Source organism: Dolichospermum sp. DET69 (assembly GCA_017355425.1).
In the GTDB taxonomy this organism is placed as follows: domain Bacteria; phylum Cyanobacteriota; class Cyanobacteriia; order Cyanobacteriales; family Nostocaceae; genus Dolichospermum.
The window spans coordinates 2,113,867-2,134,537 of the sequence record CP070233.1 but is presented as its reverse complement, the minus strand read 5'-3'; the positions used below and the strand labels follow the sequence as shown (position 1 = coordinate 2,134,537).

15 protein-coding genes and 1 pseudogene are annotated in these 20,671 nt (G+C 38.9%); 6 read left to right on the top strand and 10 right to left on the bottom strand.

Annotated features, from left to right (window positions below; translation table 11 throughout):
• Positions 1–17: 17 nt before the first annotated feature.
• On the bottom strand, positions 18–1,991 hold the full coding sequence (locus tag EZY12_09880) for an ABC transporter ATP-binding protein (protein QSX69852.1): 1,974 nt from the start codon (positions 1,989–1,991) through the stop codon (positions 18–20).
• 128 nt (positions 1,992–2,119) lie between these two features.
• A complete protein-coding gene (locus EZY12_09875) occupies positions 2,120–3,484 on the bottom strand; it encodes an HlyD family efflux transporter periplasmic adaptor subunit (GenBank protein ID QSX69851.1) in 1,365 nt (454 codons plus the stop codon).
• A 143-nt stretch (positions 3,485–3,627) separates the two neighbouring features.
• Between EZY12_09875 and EZY12_09870 the strand changes: the two genes are divergently transcribed.
• The 4 genes from EZY12_09870 (at position 3,628) to nadB (ending at position 7,812) form a co-directional block, all read left to right on the top strand.
• Positions 3,628–4,260 (top strand): TetR/AcrR family transcriptional regulator, encoded by a 633-nt coding sequence (locus tag EZY12_09870; protein ID QSX69850.1) that lies wholly within the window; start codon positions 3,628–3,630, stop codon positions 4,258–4,260.
• A gap of 275 nt (positions 4,261–4,535) precedes the next feature.
• Complete coding sequence (locus tag EZY12_09865; GenBank protein ID QSX69849.1) at positions 4,536–5,267, top strand: DUF3120 domain-containing protein; 732 nt, start codon at positions 4,536–4,538, stop codon at positions 5,265–5,267.
• Positions 5,268–5,573: 306 nt separating this feature from the next.
• The gene (gene psbU, locus EZY12_09860) at positions 5,574–6,002 is read left to right on the top strand and encodes a photosystem II complex extrinsic protein PsbU (GenBank protein ID QSX69848.1); all 429 of its coding nucleotides are present in this window, start codon (positions 5,574–5,576) and stop codon (positions 6,000–6,002) included.
• 103 nt (positions 6,003–6,105) lie between these two features.
• Positions 6,106–7,812 carry an L-aspartate oxidase gene (gene nadB / locus EZY12_09855; GenBank protein ID QSX69847.1) on the top strand — a complete coding sequence of 569 codons (1,707 nt, stop codon included), beginning with the start codon at positions 6,106–6,108 and terminating at the stop codon, positions 7,810–7,812.
• A 1,598-nt stretch (positions 7,813–9,410) separates the two neighbouring features.
• Here nadB and EZY12_09850 read toward each other — a convergent pair.
• From EZY12_09850 to EZY12_09825, 6 genes are all read right to left on the bottom strand, one after another.
• Positions 9,411–12,197, bottom strand: coding sequence for a carboxypeptidase regulatory-like domain-containing protein (locus EZY12_09850; protein QSX69846.1), 2,787 nt, complete (start codon positions 12,195–12,197; stop codon positions 9,411–9,413).
• 78 nt (positions 12,198–12,275) lie between these two features.
• On the bottom strand, positions 12,276–13,103 hold the full coding sequence (locus EZY12_09845; GenBank protein QSX69845.1) for a hypothetical protein: 828 nt from the start codon (positions 13,101–13,103) through the stop codon (positions 12,276–12,278).
• A 156-nt stretch (positions 13,104–13,259) separates the two neighbouring features.
• Entirely contained in the window at positions 13,260–13,799 is a 540-nt protein-coding gene (locus tag EZY12_09840; protein ID QSX69844.1) for a hypothetical protein, read from the bottom strand.
• A gap of 397 nt (positions 13,800–14,196) precedes the next feature.
• Positions 14,197–15,771 (bottom strand): reverse transcriptase N-terminal domain-containing protein, encoded by a 1,575-nt coding sequence (locus tag EZY12_09835; protein QSX69843.1) that lies wholly within the window; start codon positions 15,769–15,771, stop codon positions 14,197–14,199.
• A gap of 553 nt (positions 15,772–16,324) precedes the next feature.
• The gene (locus EZY12_09830) at positions 16,325–17,485 is read right to left on the bottom strand and encodes an RNA polymerase sigma factor (protein QSX69842.1); all 1,161 of its coding nucleotides are present in this window, start codon (positions 17,483–17,485) and stop codon (positions 16,325–16,327) included.
• A gap of 41 nt (positions 17,486–17,526) precedes the next feature.
• Positions 17,527–18,702, bottom strand: coding sequence for a transposase (locus tag EZY12_09825; GenBank protein QSX69841.1), 1,176 nt, complete (start codon positions 18,700–18,702; stop codon positions 17,527–17,529).
• Positions 18,703–18,777: 75 nt separating this feature from the next.
• Here EZY12_09825 and tnpA point away from each other — a divergent pair, with 75 nt between their 5' ends.
• Positions 18,778–19,191, top strand: a complete 414-nt coding sequence (gene tnpA, locus EZY12_09820) for an IS200/IS605 family transposase (protein ID QSX69840.1) — start codon at positions 18,778–18,780, stop codon at positions 19,189–19,191.
• Between the two features lie 98 nt (positions 19,192–19,289).
• Here tnpA and EZY12_09815 read toward each other — a convergent pair whose 3' ends face one another.
• Entirely contained in the window at positions 19,290–19,496 is a 207-nt protein-coding gene (locus EZY12_09815) for a sigma-70 family RNA polymerase sigma factor (GenBank protein QSX69839.1), read from the bottom strand.
• 39 nt (positions 19,497–19,535) lie between these two features.
• Here EZY12_09815 and EZY12_09810 point away from each other — a divergent pair.
• Positions 19,536–19,724: pseudogene (locus tag EZY12_09810) on the top strand (IS1 family transposase).
• Between the two features lie 116 nt (positions 19,725–19,840).
• Here the strand turns inward: EZY12_09810 and EZY12_09805 are convergent.
• Positions 19,841–20,044, bottom strand: a complete 204-nt coding sequence (locus EZY12_09805; GenBank protein ID QSX70608.1) for a hypothetical protein — start codon at positions 20,042–20,044, stop codon at positions 19,841–19,843.
• Positions 20,045–20,671 lie beyond the last annotated feature (627 nt).

The window sequence follows — 20,671 nt, the reverse complement described above, 5'->3', positions numbered from 1 at the left end:
CTACATAAACTGAATTTTTAATTATTACCAACTCTCTGAACAATACCAATAAAAGCATCTTCTAAGGAAAAAGGAATAGGACGAATGGATTGAACTATAAAATTGGCTGATTCTAAAAGCTGTATTACTTGGGGAATTTCTGTTTCTGGATTGTCGAGAACAATATGTAAACTATTAGCAAAAATGGAAACTCTCCAAGCATCAAATTGTTGTTTCAATAGTTTTGAAGCCGCTTGATTTTGATTAACAATTATTTCTATAAGTTTTCCTGGTTGGGAAGATTTAATATAACTGGATGAACCTTCCGCAGCAATTTCTCCAGCTACCATAAAACTCATGCGGTTACACTGTTCGGCTTCTTCTAAATAATGAGTTGTGACTAAAATGGCTGTACCATTTCGCGCAAAATCATTAATTAGTTTCCAAAATTGACGACGTGCTAAAGGGTCTACTCCAGATGTTGGTTCGTCTAAAAATAAAATATCGGGTTCGTGCATAACTGAAGCCCCAAAAGCAACTCGTTGTTTCCAACCTCCTGGTAATTGTCCCGTCAGCATATTTTCTTGTCCTTCTAACCCACAAGTAGATATTACCCAATCAATTTTTTCTTGTCTAAGTTTACGGGGAACACTATAAACACCACTATAAAATTCTAGGTTTTGCAGAATTGTTAAGTCGTCATATAGGGTAAATTTTTGACTCATATAACCAATGCGTTTTCTTAATTCTGCACTTCGCAAATTTCCGGTTTCTCCACCTAAAGAAATTTCTCCTCCACTAGCTGCTAACAATCCACATAACATTTTAATTGTGGTGGTTTTCCCTGCACCATTTGCACCTAAAAGACCAAATATTTCACCATAACGGACTTCGATATTGACACTTTTAACTGCTTGAAATTTACCAAATGCACGATGGAGATTTTTCGCATAAATAGCAATTTGTGAAGATGGTAATTGGTAATTGGTAATTGGTAATTGGGAAGAATTTGTTTCTCTATTAATCTCATTCTCTAATTCTTTATTTTTATTTCCACCACGAGAACGGGGAAATTGTAAAAATGGTGGTGCAGAACCTTGTTGTCTAAGACGGGTAACAAAGACATTTTCTAAAGTAGGTTCACCGTGTTCAATAGTAGGATGATGTGGTTTTAATAATTCATTTACTTGGTTTTCACCAATAGTTATATCTTCTACTAAGACATCCAAGCGATCGCCAAAAGTCTGCACATCAACTATATTTGTATGTAAATTCTGCAAGAGAATTTGCTCACTCATTTCCAAATTTGCAGTTTTTACCTCTAAACGATGCAAGCCTAAATTGGCTCGTAATGCGGCTGGAGTACCAATTTCATGAATTTGACCACTATACATTAATGCCACCCGATGACAGCGTTCAGCCTCATCTAGATAGGGTGTAGCTACCACAATTGTCATCCCTTGGGCTGATAATTCTGCTAACACATCCCAAAATTCTCGCCGAGAAACTGGGTCAACACCCGTAGTAGGTTCATCTAATAAGAGAACTTGCGGTTGAGAAACCAAAGCACAACATAAAGCCAGCTTTTGTTTCATACCTCCTGATAATTCACCCGCCAAGCTATCGCCAAATTGTTCTAAACTCATTAAAGTCAGATATTTATGACGACGTTCCCATAATAAATCATCAGGAACTTGTCGCAAACCCCCAGCATAACGCAAATTTTCATCAATACTCAAATCCAAATATAGAGAAAATTGTTGTGTTAAATAGCCAGTAATTAAACGTGCATCTCTAGCAGGTTGACCATATACCAAAACTTCCCCAGCAGTTGCTTCCATTACACCACCTAAAATATGAAAGCTAGTAGTTTTACCTGCACCATCAGGACCAATTAATCCAAACATTTCGCCCTTATAAACAGTAAAATTAATACCTTTAACAGCCGCCAACTTACCATAATGTTTATGTAAATTACTAACCTTAATAGCTTCCGTTTGGTAATTATTCATAACATTGAATCTCTAAATTTTTAACTCCCATGCCATTACCAATAAAAAATTAATTCTCTTCTTCTTCTTCTTCTTCTTTTCTTCCTTCGTGTCCTTCGCTCCTTCGTGGTTCATTTAATCCATATTTTTCACTGTAACTTAATTTCTGCATCTGCCGGCATCCCAACCTTGGCACAAGGTAAATCTGACTCTTTATAAGGATTTTCAGGATTAAAACAACCTTGAGGATTTTCCACTTGAATGCGAACTCCTATGACTTGTCTCACCCGATCTTTTTGGAAATAAATATTTTCTGGTGTAAAAGAAGCTTGAGGATCAATAGAAATAACCTTACCAATTAGCGGTTTTTCAGGTGCAGAATCAAGAAAAATTTTAGTAGTTTGTCCTAATCTAACTTTACCAATATCACCTTCAGGAATAAAACCCCGCAGATATATATTTTTGGGATCAACTATTGTTAAAATCTTAGTTTGATTATTCACTACTGTACCAGGTTCAACACTGCGGGCAGTTATTACCCCATCTAAAGGACTAACAACATTTAAATCTTTTTTAGAATCTTCTATCTGGGTGAAAATTTGTTGTTTTGATGCTAAAGCATCCCTAACTTTACCATGAGCCGATCTGACTTTAGCCTGAGCAGATTTCATTTGAGCAAAACTCTGATCTTTTTTGCGGCTTAATGCTTCTAATTGGGCATTGCGAATACCAGGATTGAAGCCTGTGGTTTGAGTTTGAGTTAATGCCCCTTGGATAGCACTTAATTGTTCTCTTGCTGCATTTACTGCTGCTTGTCGGGCTTCTAGGGTGGCTATGACTGTATCTAATGTGGTTTGTGATTGGTCAAATTGTTGTTGATTAATAGCACCTTCTTTGATAAGCTGGGTATAGCGATCGCGGTTTATTCTCGCTAATTTTACTTCTGCCTCTGTTTGCTTAATTTGGGCTTGTGCTTGCAATAGTTGCGCTTTGGCTGCTGCAACGTTAGATTTAGCCTGTTGAATTCGTCCTTGGGTATCCCCTTGAGACTGCTGTAAATTGAGTTTTGCTTCAGTAATTTGACTATTAATTTGTTCAAGTTCACTTTGCACTCTATCCACATCTGCGATCGCTTGTTGTTCATCAGATTGTGCAGATGTTACCCGTGCTTCACTGCCTCTTAATTGTTCTTGTAACAGTTGATCATTACTGTCATCCAGCTTAACTAATTCCTGTCCTTTTTTGACATAAGCCCCTTCTCTCAAAGCAACTGACTCAATTCTGCCTGAACGCTTAACCCCAATTTCCGTTTCGTAACCCTCAATTCTGCCACTTAATTTAAGTATATTTATTGAAGTTTGAGGTTGATTACGCCACACTACATAACTAATTCCTCCTCCGACAACCAACAACCCCAACAACAAAGGAATTAGTTTTTTACCCTTCTGCTGCTTAGATGGTGGTATGGGAACATTAGTAAAACTATCGGAAGATGTTGGTAGAGTCTGAGACATGATAGCACCCTAGAAATATCTAGTTTAAATATCATACTAGACGGTATGGTATGATATCGCAAGAAGTATGCAAAAATTTTACTTTCATTAATAAATGCACAAGACGTTTCATGGAACGTCTCTACTATAAAAATCTAAAATCTATGTCGAAAAATTCCACTTTTGAATTGGAAACATTATTTTCCCTACCTGCGATAACTCAAAAACAAGAGCAAATCCTACAAGGGGCTATGCGGATCTTCTTAAAAGATGGTTATGCTGGAACAAGTATGGACGGAGTAAGCACAGAAGCAGGAGTTTCCAAGCAAACTATATACAGTCACTTTCAAGATAAGGAAGGACTGTTTAAAGCATTAATAGAACGGGTGACAATAGCTAATTTTAGTAGTATATTTTGTACGAGAGAATTGCATGGTGAACCCGCAATTTTACTAAGAGAAGTAGCAGAAACTTATTTGATGAAAGTGGCGGGAAATCCTGATTATTTAGCACTATTCCGCATTATTATCACTGAATCAGAACGGTTTCCAGAATTAGCAAAACTTTATACTCAAACTGTCATTCAGCGAGGACGACATTTACTGAGTCAATACTTTGTTTCTCACCCAGAATTGGGAATTACTGACCCAGAAGCAACAGCGCAAATATTTTTTGGTTCGCTGGTGGGTTATATGATGGTACAGGAAATGCTGTATGGCAAAGAAATGATGCCGTTATCACAAGAGCGGATTTTAGATAGCTTGATGAACTTGATCCTAGTGCATATAAAACAGTAAACTGTAAACCTTTATCTGTCAAAGCTTTTGCTTTCTTTTATGCAATCCCTAATTAGTATCAAATTAATATTAAATCGGCGGTTAGAAACTGCATCTACAAGGGCAAAATCCTTAATCTTTTATTAGTCCGCTTGCGCGGACTTTGTTTGCGTAGTTTCATAATTTCTAATCGCCAAGGCTATAAAAAATTCATGTATAATCAAGATGCCCCAGGGGGGGATTTTCAATTATGATATTGTAAGATAAGTAAAGTTTAGTAACAAATATTAAAAACTTTGATTAATCAGACATTTTCTTCCTATACAGTCACTAACCCCACGTTAGAGATCAATGACAGCTTAAAAAATCCTTCTTTACCAAACTTGATATCTTCCCGACAGGGTTGGTTAATATTTTTAGCATCAGTATTTTTAGTATCAGTGCCAGTGTTTATAGAAGCCCCTTTGGTGCGATCATTTCCTATTTTAAGCGTAATGATAACAGGCTTTTGGGTGTGGTTCAGTATTAGATTAATGTCAAGTCCCCAAACATATCTTTGGGGAGATATATTGTTTGGATTTAGTTGGACTTGGTTAACAGGAGCAATTTATTGGGGCTGGTTAAGATATGAACCAATCTGGCATATACCCGTAGAAGCACTAGGACTACCCTTTGCTGTATGGTGTTTAACCAAGAATTGGGGTAAAGTTGGCAATTGGTTTTATCTAGGTTCTTTATTAGGAACAGTTTTAACCGATATTTATTTTTATTTAGTGGATTTGATGCCCTATTGGCGACAAATTATGAGAACAGCGCCAGAAGGAGCTTCACAAATCTTAAGAAATGCCCTAACACAAGTCCAAACACCTTGGGGAGTAGGCTTGGCAATCATTCTTGCCCTAATATTGATGACAGTGGGAACAGCTTCTTTGCTCAACAAACAATCCCATTGGTATGCCTTTGGAGGTGCAGTTTTGAGTACAATTCTAGTAGACAGTCTCTTCTTACTAGCAGCGGTTCTAGCATAAAATTCCCATCAATGCAGGTAAATACCGAAAATGGGCGCAAAAGTGCTGTTAGGTCAGATTTTTGGCAAAAGTCAAATCAAACCACATAGTAGTAAATATTATGGATATTAATACGCTGTATATTAGTTTTTGATGACTGTTGTGCAAGCTCTCAAGCTTAAACCATAAAGCTAAACCATGAAGAAATCAGGATTAAGTTAGAAAAGAAACTGCTCTAACCTCCCCAAACTTCTGGCTTATGCCCTATAGTTCCTAGCTTTTGGCTGCAAAATTTTATTATTGTTTGCAAAAAAGAGGTAAAAAATCGTGAAAGGATTGGTGCGTTTATTAACTGCGTTCACATTGTTACTAGGTTGCTGGGGAATGTTGGGAACTACCCAGACAGCCCAAGCTCTTAGTTTCAATAGCTTTGCTGACAATCAAGTTCCTGTATTAGCAGTTGCCCGTCAAAACAAAGCAGATATGAAGCTAGGAACGGATTTTGGTAAAAAAATTGATTTGAATAATACCAATATCGCCGCTTTCCAACAGTTTCCTGGACTGTATCCCACCTTGGCTAAGAAAATTATCGCTAATGCTCCCTACGAAAAAGTAGAAGACGTATTAAATCTACCAGGATTGAGCGATACCCAAAAAGAACGTTTGCAAGCTAACTTCGTCAACTTCACAGTGACAGAATACGAGCCTAACTTCAACGAAGGCGACGACCGCATTAACAACGGTATTTACAGATAACCCTAATTGGTAATTGGTGATTGGTAATTGGTAATTGGTGAAGAATCCATTACCCATTACCTATTACCCATTACCTATTACCCATTACCCGTAATTTTGAATTTTGAATTTATTAGATATTCCTCACCAATTTGATGTTTTAGTAGTCGGCGCTGGTGCAGCAGGACTATACACAGCCCTATGTTTACCAGAATCGTTACAAGTCGGCTTAATTACTAAAGAAACAGTTTCTCTCTCCGCTAGTGATTGGGCCCAAGGTGGTATAGCCGCAGCCGTCGCCCCAGAAGATTCACCCAAACTGCATATTGAAGACACATTAAAAGCCGGGGCGGGTTTATGTGATTTCGCTGCTGTGCAATTCCTCGCAGAACAAGCCCCCAGTTGTATTCAATCCCTGGTTAACTTAGGCGTAGCTTTTGATCGTCATGACAGTAATTTGGCTTTAACCCTAGAAGCAGCCCATTCTCGTCCTCGCGTTCTCCATGCAGCCGATACCACAGGTAGAGAAGTCACCACCACACTCACAGATCAAGTCCTGCGTCGTCAAAATATCAAAGTAATTCAGCAAGCTTTAGCTCTGAGTTTATGGATAGAACCGGGAACAGGTCAATGTTTGGGAACTAGCCTATTTTATCAAGGGAAAATTACCTGGATTAGAGCAGGGGCGGTGATTTTAGCTACTGGGGGCGGTGGTCAAGTCTTTGCCCAAACCACTAACCCAGAGGTAAGTACAGGTGATGGTGTAGCCATTGCTTGGCGGGCAGGGGCAATTCTCCGGGATTTAGAATTTGTCCAGTTTCACCCCACAGCCCTAAGTAAACCCGGACGTTTTCTGATTAGTGAAGCTGTGCGTGGTGAAGGGGCGCATCTTGTGGATGATACTGGGCGACGTTTTGCCTTTGATTACCACCCAGCAGGGGAACTAGCACCGCGAGATGTGGTTAGTCGAGCTATTTTCAGTCATTTACAAAAAACGGCTGCTGACCCGGCTACAGCAAACGTCTGGTTAGATATGCGCCCTATCCCGGCTGATAAAATTCGTTACCGCTTCCCGAATATCATCGCTGTTTGTCAACGTTGGGGGATTGATGTTTTTACTCAACCCATTCCTGTTTCTCCTGCTGCCCATTATTGGATGGGTGGTATCCTTGCAGATGTGATGAACTGTACAAATATTCCTGGTTTATATGCCATTGGGGAAACTGCTAGTACGGGGGTACATGGTGCTAATCGTTTAGCGAGTAATTCTTTGTTGGAATGTATTGTGTTTGGGGCGCAAATGGCTAATATTGATTATGAAAAATTGCCAGTTGCCAAACAGAAATCTGCTAACAATATTGAAACTGAAAGTTTGGCAGTTAACCCGTCTCTAACTGAGTGGGAAAATCAACAAAAACAACTTGAAGAAATTCGCCAAAATTTACCCCGTGTAGTTTGGCAAAGTGCGGGTATTTGTCGAGAAAAATCAAGTTTAGAAAATGCCATTTCTCAAATTAAATCTTGGCAAGAAGATTTTGCAGCTTTACCTTTAAGTCAATTATTATTGAGTTTACAGCCTACGCAATCAGTTAATTTTCATCAACCACATATTGAAAAGGAATTACGGCTTTGGGCAGAAACTCGTAATTTATTAGATGTGGCGGAATTAATTCTTAAAAGTGCTGTTTTTAGAACCGAAAGCCGAGGTGGACATTACCGTTTAGATTACCCTCAAACTGATCCAAATTGGCAATTTCATACTCTTGTCCAAAATCAGGAATGGGTAATGGGTAATATTATCTCCGGTGGTTCTACTCTTCCCTTTATGTAAAACAAAATTTATTGTAGGTTGGGTTGAGAAACGTTCACGAAGTGTGGCCAAGCCATAACCCAACACCTTTTACTATCCTGCTGCTAATGTTGGGTTTCACTTCATTCAACCCAACCTACTAATCTAAGAGGTTGTTTGAAAACTTTTTCGTGTGGGATCTGACACCCGCAGATCCCCCTAAATCCCCCTTGAAAAGGGGGACTTTGAGGAATTTAACCCCCCTTTGTAAGCTACGGTGTACACACATCTCTAGACAGGATGCTAAACGTGATCCGATCCCCCTAAATCCCCCTTAAAAAGGGGGACTTTGAAGAATTTAGCCCCCCTTTTTAAGGCTACGGTGTACACACATCTCTAGACAGGATGCTAAACGTGATCCGATCCCCCTAAATCCCCCTTAAAAAGGGGGACTTTGAAGAATTTAGCCCCCCTTTTTAAGCTACGGTGTACACACATCTCTAGACAGGATGCTAAACGTGATCCGATCCCCCTAAATCCCCCTTAAAAAGGGGGACTTTGAAGAATTTAGCCCCCCTTTTTAAGGCTACGGTGTACACACATCTCTAGACAGGATGCTAAACGTGATCCGCCCCTAAATCCCCCTTAAAAAGGGGGACTTTGAAGAATTTAGCCCCCCTTTTTAAGCTACCGTGTATACACATCTCTAGACAGGATGCTAAACGTGATCCGATCCCCCTAAATCCCCCTTAAAAAGGGGGACTTTGAAGAATTTAGCCCCCCTTTTTAAGCTACCGTGTACACACATCTCTAGACAGGATGCTAAACGTGATCCGATCCCCCTAAATCCCCCTTAAAAAGGGGGGACTTTGAAGAATTTAGCCCCCCTTTTTAAGCTACCGTGTATACACATCTCTAGACAGGATGCTAAACGTGATCCGATCCCCCTAAATCCCCCTTAAAAAGGGGGACTTTGAAGAATTTAGCCCCCCTTTGTAAGCTACGGTGTACACACATCTCTAGACAGGATGCTAAACGTGATCCGATCCCCCTAAATCCCCCTTAAAAAGGGGGACTTTGAAGAATTTAGCCCCCCTTTTTAAGGCTACGGTGTACACACATCTCTAGACAGGATGCTAAACGTGATCCGATCCCCCTAAATTCCCCTTAAAAAGGGGGACTTTGAAGAATTTAGCCCCCCTTTTTAAGGCTACGGTGTACACACATCTCTAGACAGGATGCTAAACGTGATCCGATCCCCCTAAATCCCCCTTAAAAAGGGGGACTTTGAAGAATTTAGCCCCCCTTTTTAAGCTACGGTGTACACACATCTCTAGACAGGATGCTAAACGTGATCCGATCCCCCTAAATCCCCCTTAAAAAGGGGGACTTTGAAGAATTTAGCCCCCCTTTTTAAGGCTACGGTGTACACACATCTCTAGACAGGATGCTAAACGTGATCCGATCCCCCTAAATCCCCCTTAAAAAGGGGGACTTTGAAGAATTTAGCCCCCCTTTTTAAGGGGGGTTGGGGGGATCTAAACGTTGTGGGGCAACTCTAGAAGACTTGTGTGTACACTGTAGCTTTGTCAGGGGGGTTGGGGGGATCTCGATTAATTCTGATACTTTTCAAACATCCTCTAAGGTAATTTTAAATTTAACTCTTGTAAAGTATTAGCATCTGCTTTAATTGTAATTGTATTAGGTTCGGCAGATTTACCATTGACTTTTAACTGATAAGTTCCTTGTCGCAACTGTTCTAAATAGAAAACACCTGCATTATTCGTAATAGATATAACTGATGATTTGGAACTATTATCAATAGCTTCAACTTTAGCACCAGCAATAGGGGTTCCTTTGGAGTCTGTCAAAGTTCCAGCTAGAGTGTAGGCAGGTTGCAAGGGAATAAGAATAGGTGTATAACTTCCCTCAACCACTTGCACAGCAAAGGTACTAATTGCAGGTTGAAAGTCAGGAGGAAAACCAGCAGGATCTAAGTCTACACGATAAGTTCCGGGGGGAAGACGGACAATTAAATTATCTTTGTGAATATCAAGTTGCAAAGATGTTACAGGCTCATTATTGATCATGAGAAAATCAGAATTATCATGATATATTTCTTCATTATGATCTCGTTTTCCATTGCTATTACGATCTAAGAAAGGTTTAATTAATAAACCTCCTTGAGTGCGAAAACGTTCGATTTGTCTATCACCCGGAGTTATCCCCCCTTGAAAACCCAAACTAGAAACCAGTTGAATACTCAAACTACTTTGATCAGAATTTAGAGAAACTCCTTCATAACGTGCCTGTAACAAAATACCTGGTAAAATAGTTGTTCCCAGCGTTCCATAAAGTCCTGTTCCCAAAGAACCCATTCTATAACCTAATTCACCTTGCCAAAGATTTTCACCGTATTTAGTTTGCATGGGAGAAGTATAACGCCAATATGTACTTAGTAAATTAGCATTTTGAGAAGAATTGAGAGTTTCATATTGAAAAATTAAGGACTGGGAAGGATTAAATACATAAGATAGTTGGGAAGAAGTGCTGGACTGATTACCACTATGATTAAAGGATAACTTGCCTAAAGTTTGATTTAAACTCCAATTTAATTGAGCATTTGTATTAATATTCACCAGGGCAGAAGTAGAAGAATTACGACTACTAGAAGAATAGCCTACACCAAAATTTTTATCTTTGCTTAAATCCCCATTACTATTAAATTTGAGGTGCTTTGAGATTTGGAAATCGAAAGTATAGCGAGTAGATTTTAAATCATTACTTAATGTTGCATAAAAATTAGGATTACCATCCCAAATTACATTGGTATTTAGCTTGATATCATCTGCTATTACACTAGAAACAGTAACTTTTAAAGGAGATTGTTCCCAACTAAGATTAGTATTAATCTTGATCTTATCTCCCATTAAACCAGAAATATTTGCTCTAAAAGGAGACTTTTGCGGCTGATAAAAAAGCTCTGTTAAACCTTGAAAAGATGAGTCATATATACCCCCTAAACCTACAGTTAAATCCTTTGTTAATCCCCATCTTTGCTTGATTCCTCCACTAAATTGGGTAAAGTCTCCCAGAAAATCATTATTATTTAAATGTCGTTTCCACCCCCCAGAAACTATTAAAGCTGATGTTCCTATAGACAGTTGTTCAGGTAATAAATTAAACCGGGCATCTTCAACTCGTGGTTTAGCAGTTAAAACTCCATCGGCATATAATAAAACTTGATAATTTGTGCCTATTTGTCTACCCACAGGAACATTATCAAAACGGTAAGTTCCTGAACTATCAACTAACTGTTCAGCTATCAGATTAGGATTATATAAACCTTTAACAAGACGTGCTAAAGTTCCTGGAGGAGCGCGACCTGTTACAGTTCCAGAAATCTGCTCTGGTTGTAATCTTTGACCAATATTGGCACTACCACTACCATAGGTAGGAAAGGGAGAAAAACCGTAACGTTTAATAGTAGTAAATCCCCAAAAATCTCCCCCACTTGAACTTGTCCAAAAAGTTGGTTGTGAACCTAAATAATAATCACTAGAATCTCTTTGTTTAAGAATTTGTAGATCTGATAATTGCCAAGTTTTACTATCTGTAATATCACTTTGATTTAGCCGCAGAAACCAACTACTATCAAGGATTGTTCCCACCGCTGATAATGTACCCTGGTTCTTTAAATCTGAAGTGGTTGTACCAGTTAAATTAGCCCTTTGTTCCACCATACTCAATGTGATATTGGGAGGAGAAATTTTCGGTAATCCTGTGATGATAACAGGCTTTTTTTCAATATTATTACTGTTGTCAGACTTGATTTCAGGAACATCAAAAACAATAGCATATTCCCGCCAATCAAATTTAGATTCAATGCCGAAAATATCTTTAATTTCTTTGGTAGAAAGGACTAATCCTAATTCTGGATCATTATGCAGTTTATTAGTATCAAAATGAATAACTTTAAAAGGCGATCGCAACTCAACCTCATGATCTGATATACTTTTAGAAGTAAACTTTAATGTTTGCAGAACATCATCATAAGGAATTAACCAATTGTCAAAATTAATCGCGTCTTTGTCCTTAACTTCACCCCGCACCGAAACCCCATCTCTAATATTGCGTTTGCCGGCATTTAAGCCAATAATAAATGTTGTTGCATGATCATCTTTTGGCGGTGTTGAAGTTGTTTGAGTTAAAAATATTGGTAATTTTTCATCTCCAAAATATTTTGGTTGGGAAATATTTTCCAGGAGAGTTTTTATGAGTATTTGCTTTTGACTATTTTCTTCATTCAAAGAAATTTGATTAGGTAATTCTGCTGCTAAAATTAAATTATTTTTACCAATAAAACTACAACTAACTAAATTAAAAAAGCAAAGTATTTTTAGATAATTATTAATCTTTAAAAACACTGTTAAACTAGGTCAAATCAAAAAAAGACGGTTTTTATCGGATATTTGCCAATGAAAATCGTCTTAATCAATGAATTTTTAGGGAACAATAAATTTGACACTAAATGGAATTTTATTGGTCTGGTTTACACCCCATCCTAAATTACCAGAAAGTTGATATTCTCCTGGTTCTAATTGAATTTTCTTAGCAGGATTAGAATAATCAACAGTGAGATAACGTTCCCCTTCAGTAATGACAGTTGTATCCATTCCTCTACCACTATAAATTTGTTTATCTCCCTTTTTAATCGTCCATTCTCCCTGAGTAATTACACTAGCTTTTCCGCTATTTTTAACCAATAATTGGAGTTGCTGCGATTTAGAATCAAATCTAGCATTAACCGCAGTCAAATTGTGAGAAATATTGCCCTTGTGAACATAAACAGCTACTCCTATTCTGGGGACAATTGCTGTTTTAAAAATCACCCCATTATTTGTACCTGATTCTTCCTGAAAAGTCGCTTCTAAATTTTCTGTGAATAACATCGCTCGATATTCACCATCGGGTAAACTGGGAGGAAAGCGCACAACAAACCGGATACGACGATTATCTGTACCAGGAACTTGCAGTTCTCGTGGGGAAAATTGCAAATAGGGAGTTAAATCGAAAGGACTGGCATCTAAAAGTTTAAATCCAGTTTGTAAATCATAGGTAAAAGGTTGAGTATAAACACGGGCGCGGAAGCTTTTAGCATCTCCATTTGTCACCGTAATTGTTCCCTGCGCTTGTCCCTGTTTAGCTGCGGTTTCAATTACCAGTGGAGCAACAGCAACATCAGCTTTAGCAGCATTTCCCCATAATAAAAAGGTAGAAAACACAATACTACTCAAAGGGTATAAAATTAGTTTCTTACAAGAAATTTCCATACTTAATTTTTATCAACTAGAATTATCTGCAATACAATAGGACAAGGATTGGAGCTTAAACCCAGGCATCCAATCCTTGCCAAAAACAAGATAACTAAAGCGAGTCCTTGAAAAGCCTACTTTTATTCAGGAATTAGGCTTTTTATGGACTCTGTTCTAGTTACTAACAGCGGTAACAGTAACTTTATAGCTATAGTTCCCAGCCACAACACTACCATTACCTGATCCAGTAGCCATACCGACCTGAAGAACACGAGGTGTATTAGTAGGAATAGGTATACCAGCAGTATAGGATGCGTAAGCCAGCCATGGGCCATTGCCATTGGAATTGCTTACAAACTTACTGCCATTAGCGTTGTCCTCGATGTAAATAAGAGATTGGGCGTTGCTATCATCAAATCCCGCAGGTGCTGATAACTTACTGGGAGCTGATGGGCTTACCGTAGCGGGACCATTACAACTAAGAGTTGTTGTACCTGAAGTACCTTTATCAAAACCAGGAATGTTAGTAGCGGCTTCAATCCAGCCTCCTCTTCCTTCTAAGGTGCCAGCTGTAGTTGAGCTAAAGGAGCAAGTGAATGGGATAGTACCTGAGTACGTAACGTCCGCAGTTTCTGCTTGGGCTTTGGGGTTGAAAGCCACAACACTGAGCGCGGCAATACTACTAACTAGAGCAAGACGACGAAGATTTTTCATTAGGTTTTTTTATCCCTTGTAGGTGAAAGTGAGATCAGCAAAATATGCAATCATATTTTATCTACTCAGTAGTTAGACGTTTTCCGCAGCCAAATAGCACTAACTAAGGCAAGACAACGAAGATTCATCATAAAACCTCGTGGAAAGTGGGAAACTCAGTCCTTCGACAAGTCTTACAGTGAGCTTGTCGAACTGCTCAGGAACCATCCCTTTAGGGCTGAGAGGGAAGCGACTCAAGGGATTTTAATCCCCGTCAATCTTAAAATGCGTAATCATAGCCATCTTTGCGGTGAATGATTTTGCAGTATTTAGGTAGAGTCGAGGGGGAATATTATTTCCCGCCCCTCTCTGTTAAATCTGGGCGTGCAGCTTTCGCTGCACCCAGCTTCCGACGTTCTTAGCTTTTGCGTTTGCTCATGTGAGTATAATCGTGGCAGCTTTCGTGAATTGCTAGAAGGTTTTTAGGTTTACCATTCTTATGGTTTCCATCTATATGATGTAAATGTACCTTCTCATCATTGAGCAATTTCAGTCCACAATGACCACATTTATGGCTTTGCCGTTTAAGGGCTTTAGAGGTATCGTTGTTATAGAGCTTGCTGTTACGCTCGCTCCAATAACTCAAATCTCCGTCGTAGGGTGATTTCTCACCTTTGACATTGATATGTTTGTTTTCGGAGTAAGGGACTGCTGGGAATGCCTTCTTTATTAGCACCTGGCTAGTAAGGCGGTTCTGTTTAGTTTCCTTGTTGAATACCTTAAATGCTCTGTGATTGATGTGCCATAGGGAGAACCTTGACCCGTCCATCTTGCAGAAGCGGTGGTAGTTCCTCCAACCTCTAACTACAGGGGCTAATTTCTCCGCCTTTGTGGTAGCACCATAATTCGAGTTGTTGACGATGTGTTTTACTTTCTTGCGAAAAGCCTTAAAGTTATCCACTGAAGGGACACATCTAAACTTTCCGTTTTTCTGGACTTTAAAGTTCCAGCCGAGGAAATCAAACCCATCTGTCGCGGCGGTTAGCTTTGTCTTTTTCTCGCTGACTTTCATTCCCCGCTCTGCTAGGAACTGACTGATTTTGTCAAGTATTTCTGTGGCATCGTCTTGGGGTCTGAGTATTATTACCATGTCATCCGCATAACGGATTGTTGGCTCTATAATCTGTTCCCTTGAGGTTTTGTCTGTAATTCTGTTCTTAGATATCACATGATATCTATGAATACTTTCAATCCCATTTAAGGCGATGTTGGCTAAAAGTGGACTTACCACGCCCCCTTGGGGTGTTCCTTGTTCAGGAAATTCTGGGTTGACTCCGGCTTTGAGACATCGGAAAATTCCTTGTCTTATGCTCTTAGGAGCGATGAGTCTATCCATTATGGCAGTGTGGTTTATCCTATCGAAGCATTTCTCGATATCGAGTTCTATAACTCGTTTATCTTTTCCATTGCAAGCTGAACGTAGATTGTTAAACAGGATTTTCTGTGCATCATGTGCCGAGCGTCCTGTCCTAAACCCGTAGCTGTATGCGTGGAACGTTGCCTCGTGTGCTGGTTCTAATGCGTACTTGATAAGGCACTGATATGCCCTGTCCGCAATAGTAGGGATTTTCAGTATCCTGGTAGTACCGTCCTTTTTGGGGATAGGTATTTCTCTTAGCCGCTGGTGTTTCCAGTTGCTAACGGATGCTTTTAGCAGTTCATTAAGCTCGAAGCGTTCCTTAAAGGTAAGGGACTTTTTGCCATCAATTCCTGCGGTCTTTTTCCCAGCGTTTAGCTGTGATACTTGACGGATAGCCAGTAATCTTGCTGCGGTTGATTTCAGAATCAGCTTTTGTAGGGACTTTGCTTTACGCTTGTCTCCAACTTGAACCGCTTTATACACTCGTTTTTGTAGGCGGAATAAGTTACGGCGGAATTTCTTCCACGGTAACGTCTTCCAAGATTCACTAGAGTTGTCTCTGTGTCCAATCATGCTCTGCTCCAATTTGTGTATTCTGAACACCTCAGACCAATTACGGTCTGTCCTACCCGAATTGAGGGATTTCCGCTGCTCGTCCAGCCTACTTAGGGTTCGACCGCCCTTAGACCATCAACCCGTTTTTATTCGTTCCCTCGGTTGATTGTTAGTTCCGTTAGGTGTAGCCATTTCAACTATTAGAACCCCTGGACTCTTGCCGATACTTAGTTAAAGGTTCGGCGGGGTTTTTAGCTCTAATGAAGTCAGGTTTTATTGTTGTGTCCTGCTTAGGCATAAGTTGCTTTTTGAGGCTCTGTTTCACCGTAGGAACTCCCCATTAGCACCAGTGTCACCCCACAACGGATGTCTGATTGCGCCCTGTTCCTAGCTTCGACCTCCCGAAACCGAGTCGGGTCATCGTAGGCAGATAGGGAGTCATACCTGAGTCTGGTAGATGGGACTTACACCCATATCAGACCGAGAGTTCAACCTTTCCTCTATTACTAGAGTTGGGTTGGTTAGCTTATGTACGGGCTGGATACCGTGATTCAGCTAACAACGAATCGCACTAACTAATACCCTGAACTAATTTTGATGCAGAAATATTGAAAGAACCTGTTGCTCTAACTGCAACACGACCAATATATTTACCGATTTTCTTCCCAGTAGTAACAATTGCTTTCACAATATCACCGGTCTGAAAACCTTTAACAAATTTAATTCTCGGCACATATCGAGATGGAAAACCAAACTTGTCAGTCCGACACATTTGACGAGTTCCATGCCCTGTTGCTTTGATTAGCAAAGGCTTGTTCGTTAAAATTTCCAATTCTCCAATTTGTCCAACACAAGCAGCATCTAGCCAATGAGTTTTAGGAAACTTTAATCTAGTTCGGTTGAACTTAGTTGGACCACCAGAACCAGTGAAAACGGGTAAACCAGTTTCTTGAAGTCGGCTAAACAATGCCCAACGGGTAGAGTTCACAAGACTTTTCCCCCAGTTAAGTTTATGATTTAACTGCACAATTTTCTGAAGATTACCACACTGCCAAAAATCTCCAACTTTTCTAAGTAGATATTCTTCATTGACATCAGATGTTTTCTCAATCTCTTCAACCTCTCTATTCAAATTAGATTGAACATCCGCGACAACAGTTGGAGAAACAGTAACCGCTGGTTCTGATTTTTCCTGCTCCACTATTGGCACTATTTCTAACTGATCAGATAAAACAGAAGTATCATCAATATCAACTTTTCTTTTGATCATATTCTCAGATTTCTTCCTAGTTCTAGACTGGGAAGCAACCTGATATCTAAACGATTGTAAATCTGTGGAGTATCTATTCTCTTCTCCCAGAAAATCTTGATGATATCGCTGTTTTAAAATTGCCCGTGCTTGGGAAATGCGCTTGCGGACATTATCATAGGAAATATTTAGTTTTTCCCCAATTTCTTGGTACGAAAGTTGTTCTTTAAAGTGCAGAATAAACGTTTCTCGCAGTCGAGAAGGTAACTCATCTATCACAACCTCAAAAAAATTTTCTAGTTCTTCTTGGGTAGTCAAAAGAATCGGTGTTTCTTCGTGACTAACTAATTCCTCCTGAAATTCCCAACTCTCAACTTGTTTTGCTCGCTGATCATCTTTTCTGTGTATATCCATACAGACATTATGGGTTAGTTGGGTTAACCATGCCTTAAAGCTTTTAATATTACCGGTGACATACTCCACACACTCCCTTTCAGGTGAGTGTGGGCTTCTCAGCGACTCTTCTATGAAGACATTGACTGAGCTTTAAGACCGTGTGTCCCACGGTTCTTGATAATTATAGCGGCATTTAGATCCCTGCACAAACTTGTATGACATACAGGACAATTGTGCATTCTTTGGGATAGCGGCTTTTTGACCTTGTGGCCACAACTAGAACATTCTTGGCTCGTGCCATTTGGATTTACAGCTATCACTTTCAAACCAGCATTTTCGGCTTTATTTGAAAGTATAGCGATAAACTGTCCCCATCCAGCGTCATTGATACTTTTTGCCAATCTTGTTCTAGCGAGTCCTGTTATATTCAGCTTTTCAACAGCAATAACATCATATTTTTTGAGTAGAGTATTTGCAGTTTTAAAGTGAAAATCTTTGCGGGTATCAGAAACTTTTTTATGTTGAATACCCAGTTTTTTAATAGCTTTTTTACGACGATTAGATCCTTTTTTCCTGCGAGAAACACGACGTTGTGCAGCTTTTAATTTACGTTCCGCTTTCCTTAGAAATTTAGGTGCTGCAACTCTGGTATTATCAGAAGCAACATAAAAATCTATTAACCCTACATCAATTCCAACAATATTATTAGCGTCAAAATCAGGTTTAATAGTTGGAACTGTTTTGTCGTCAAGGCTTAAAGTGATATAATAACCATCGGCTTTTTTTGTGACAGAAACAGTTTTAATATCAAAACCATCTGGTATTTGACGATGAACAATAACTTTTATATCACCTATTTTTGATAGCGTGATTATATTGTTAACAAAGTGATGCCGTTTAAATTGAGGATAAGTAAAAGTTTTGTATTGACCTTTGCCTTTAAATCTAGGTTTACCAGATTTTTTACCATTAACATCACCTTTTAACCAACGGTCAAAAGCTAACTCAACTTTCTTAGGCACTTCCTGTAATACTTGGGAATAGATGTCTTTATACCAAGGACGGTCTTTTTTAAGTTGGGTTAATGATGCTTTTTGGCTATAGTAACTCGGCTTATCCTTCAATTCTGGCAAGTGGCAACAAATCAAAGAACATCTATCAATTGGAGAACGGTTTTGTTCGTACCAATCAAACCTTCGAGCAAGCAAATAATTGTATTGAAACCGCAACTTTTCTAGTGTGGTATCAATTTTTTCGGCTTGTTCTTTTGTTGGTTTAATTTTATATTGGTACGAAATCCTCACTTGTATATTGCCTTTTTCAATAATTGGTGTTACTTTTTTAGTATACGCTGATTAGAAAAATACGTCAAGATGCTCATGAAAAATGATTTTACGTCCAAAGGTAGATCGGTAAGTGATTTAAAAGTGCATTTAGTTTTAACAACCAAATATAGACGGAAAGCCTTTACAGGTGAGATGCTGGTACGGCTTCACGTTATTTTAGAAGAACTTTTAATTAAATGGGATTGCAAACTTGTAGAATTTAACGGTGAAGAGGATCATATCCATTGCTTATTCCAATATCATCCTGATATAGAATTGAGTAAATTAGTTAATAATTTGAAGTCAGTTTCTTCTAGAAAGTTACGTCAAGAATTTTCAGAACATCTAGCAAAGATTTACTGGAAAGATGTTTTTTGGAACGGGTCGTATTTTGTAGCTAGTTGTGGAGGCGTTACTATATCAACATTACGCAAATATATTGAAAATCAAAATCAACCCGAAGAATAAAATTTGTTCATCTCGTCGCTGTAGCCTTCTTTGTTTTCGCTACGCTCAAATATAAGTCAGGCTACGCAACTCAACTCACGCGCATTCATCCCACGCTCCTAAGCGTGAGACGTGGGGCTTCTGCTGATTAAGCTAAAATTACGGATTTTCTCATGGGCTTTGAACATCGCTTGACTGAGAGCATCTTCTGCATCAGCAAAGCTACCCATCCATTTGACACAGCAACGATATAAGTAGTTTTGATGCTCCTGCCAAAGTATCCAAAAGGTTTCATTGGAGAATAAATAGAAATTGTGAGAGGACATATAAACACCATCTGATACCTATAAAATGAGCGCAAAATATACATGACTAGAGTAGAAGATGAGAATACAAGATTAAAACATTATTTGGCTAGGCTACATCGAAAAACTCTTTGTTATTCTAAGTCTAAGGAAATGCTCCGATATTCTATTCAATTATTAATTCACTATCTCAAATTTGCAGATGTGCCAACTCTTTATCCAAATAATAGTAATTATTGTCCTAATTAGCGATCTGCTTGCAGCAGCGCTTCGCTATCGCTATAGGAATCGCACCTTTCCCCTATCATACCCAAAATCAGCAATGCCTAAAATTTAATCACTGTATTTTATTCAAGTGCATACCGCTAATATTGTCTCATAGCCCTTTCAAAATTGCGGCGAAATCTTCTATTAACGCAAAATAAAACAGGCCATATCAATGTAAGTTTGATCCGATTGAAAGGAGTTTTATGATAAGTAGTCCAGCTAAACCCATGCCAAAATTTCCAACCATAACGAATATAAACCATCAAATAAACAGGAATTGCAAAAGCCAGTAATTCAATCATGACTGCAACATTTTTACTTATGTACTTATTCACCCACACATTTATGTGTATTAATTCATGTATTACACATAGTTGTTGATAACCAGTAATCTAATTGCTATTAACTCACTATTTCTGCATGGTATGTGTATATTTAAGCAAGTTAAGTAAAGTTCATTAATAATAATTCTGGAAATCGCTTTATAATTTGGTTGTAGCTATTTATAAAGAAAAAATAAACTTGGTATAATAGTCTTTAACTTCCTTAAATTCATGATTTTTTTCAGTTGAATTACCGATTTAGTCTAAGAGGTTGTTTGAAAAGTATTATATGAAACCCATAATCTCCAAAAACCTAACCCCCCTACCCCCCTTCCCTACAAGGGAATGGGGGTTTTAAAGCCTCTCCCCTTGCAGGGGAGAGGTTTGGAGAGGGGTCAGTCTATACATTCAAAACTTTTCAAACATCCTCTAAGAGGTTGTTTGAAAAGTATTATATGAAACCCATAATCTCCAAAAACCTAACCCCCCTACCCCCCTTCCCTACAAGGGAATGGGGGTTTTAAAGCCTCTCCCCTTGCAGGGGAGAGGTTTGGAGAGGGGTCAGTTTATACATTAAAAACTTTTCAAACATCCTCTAAACTCCAG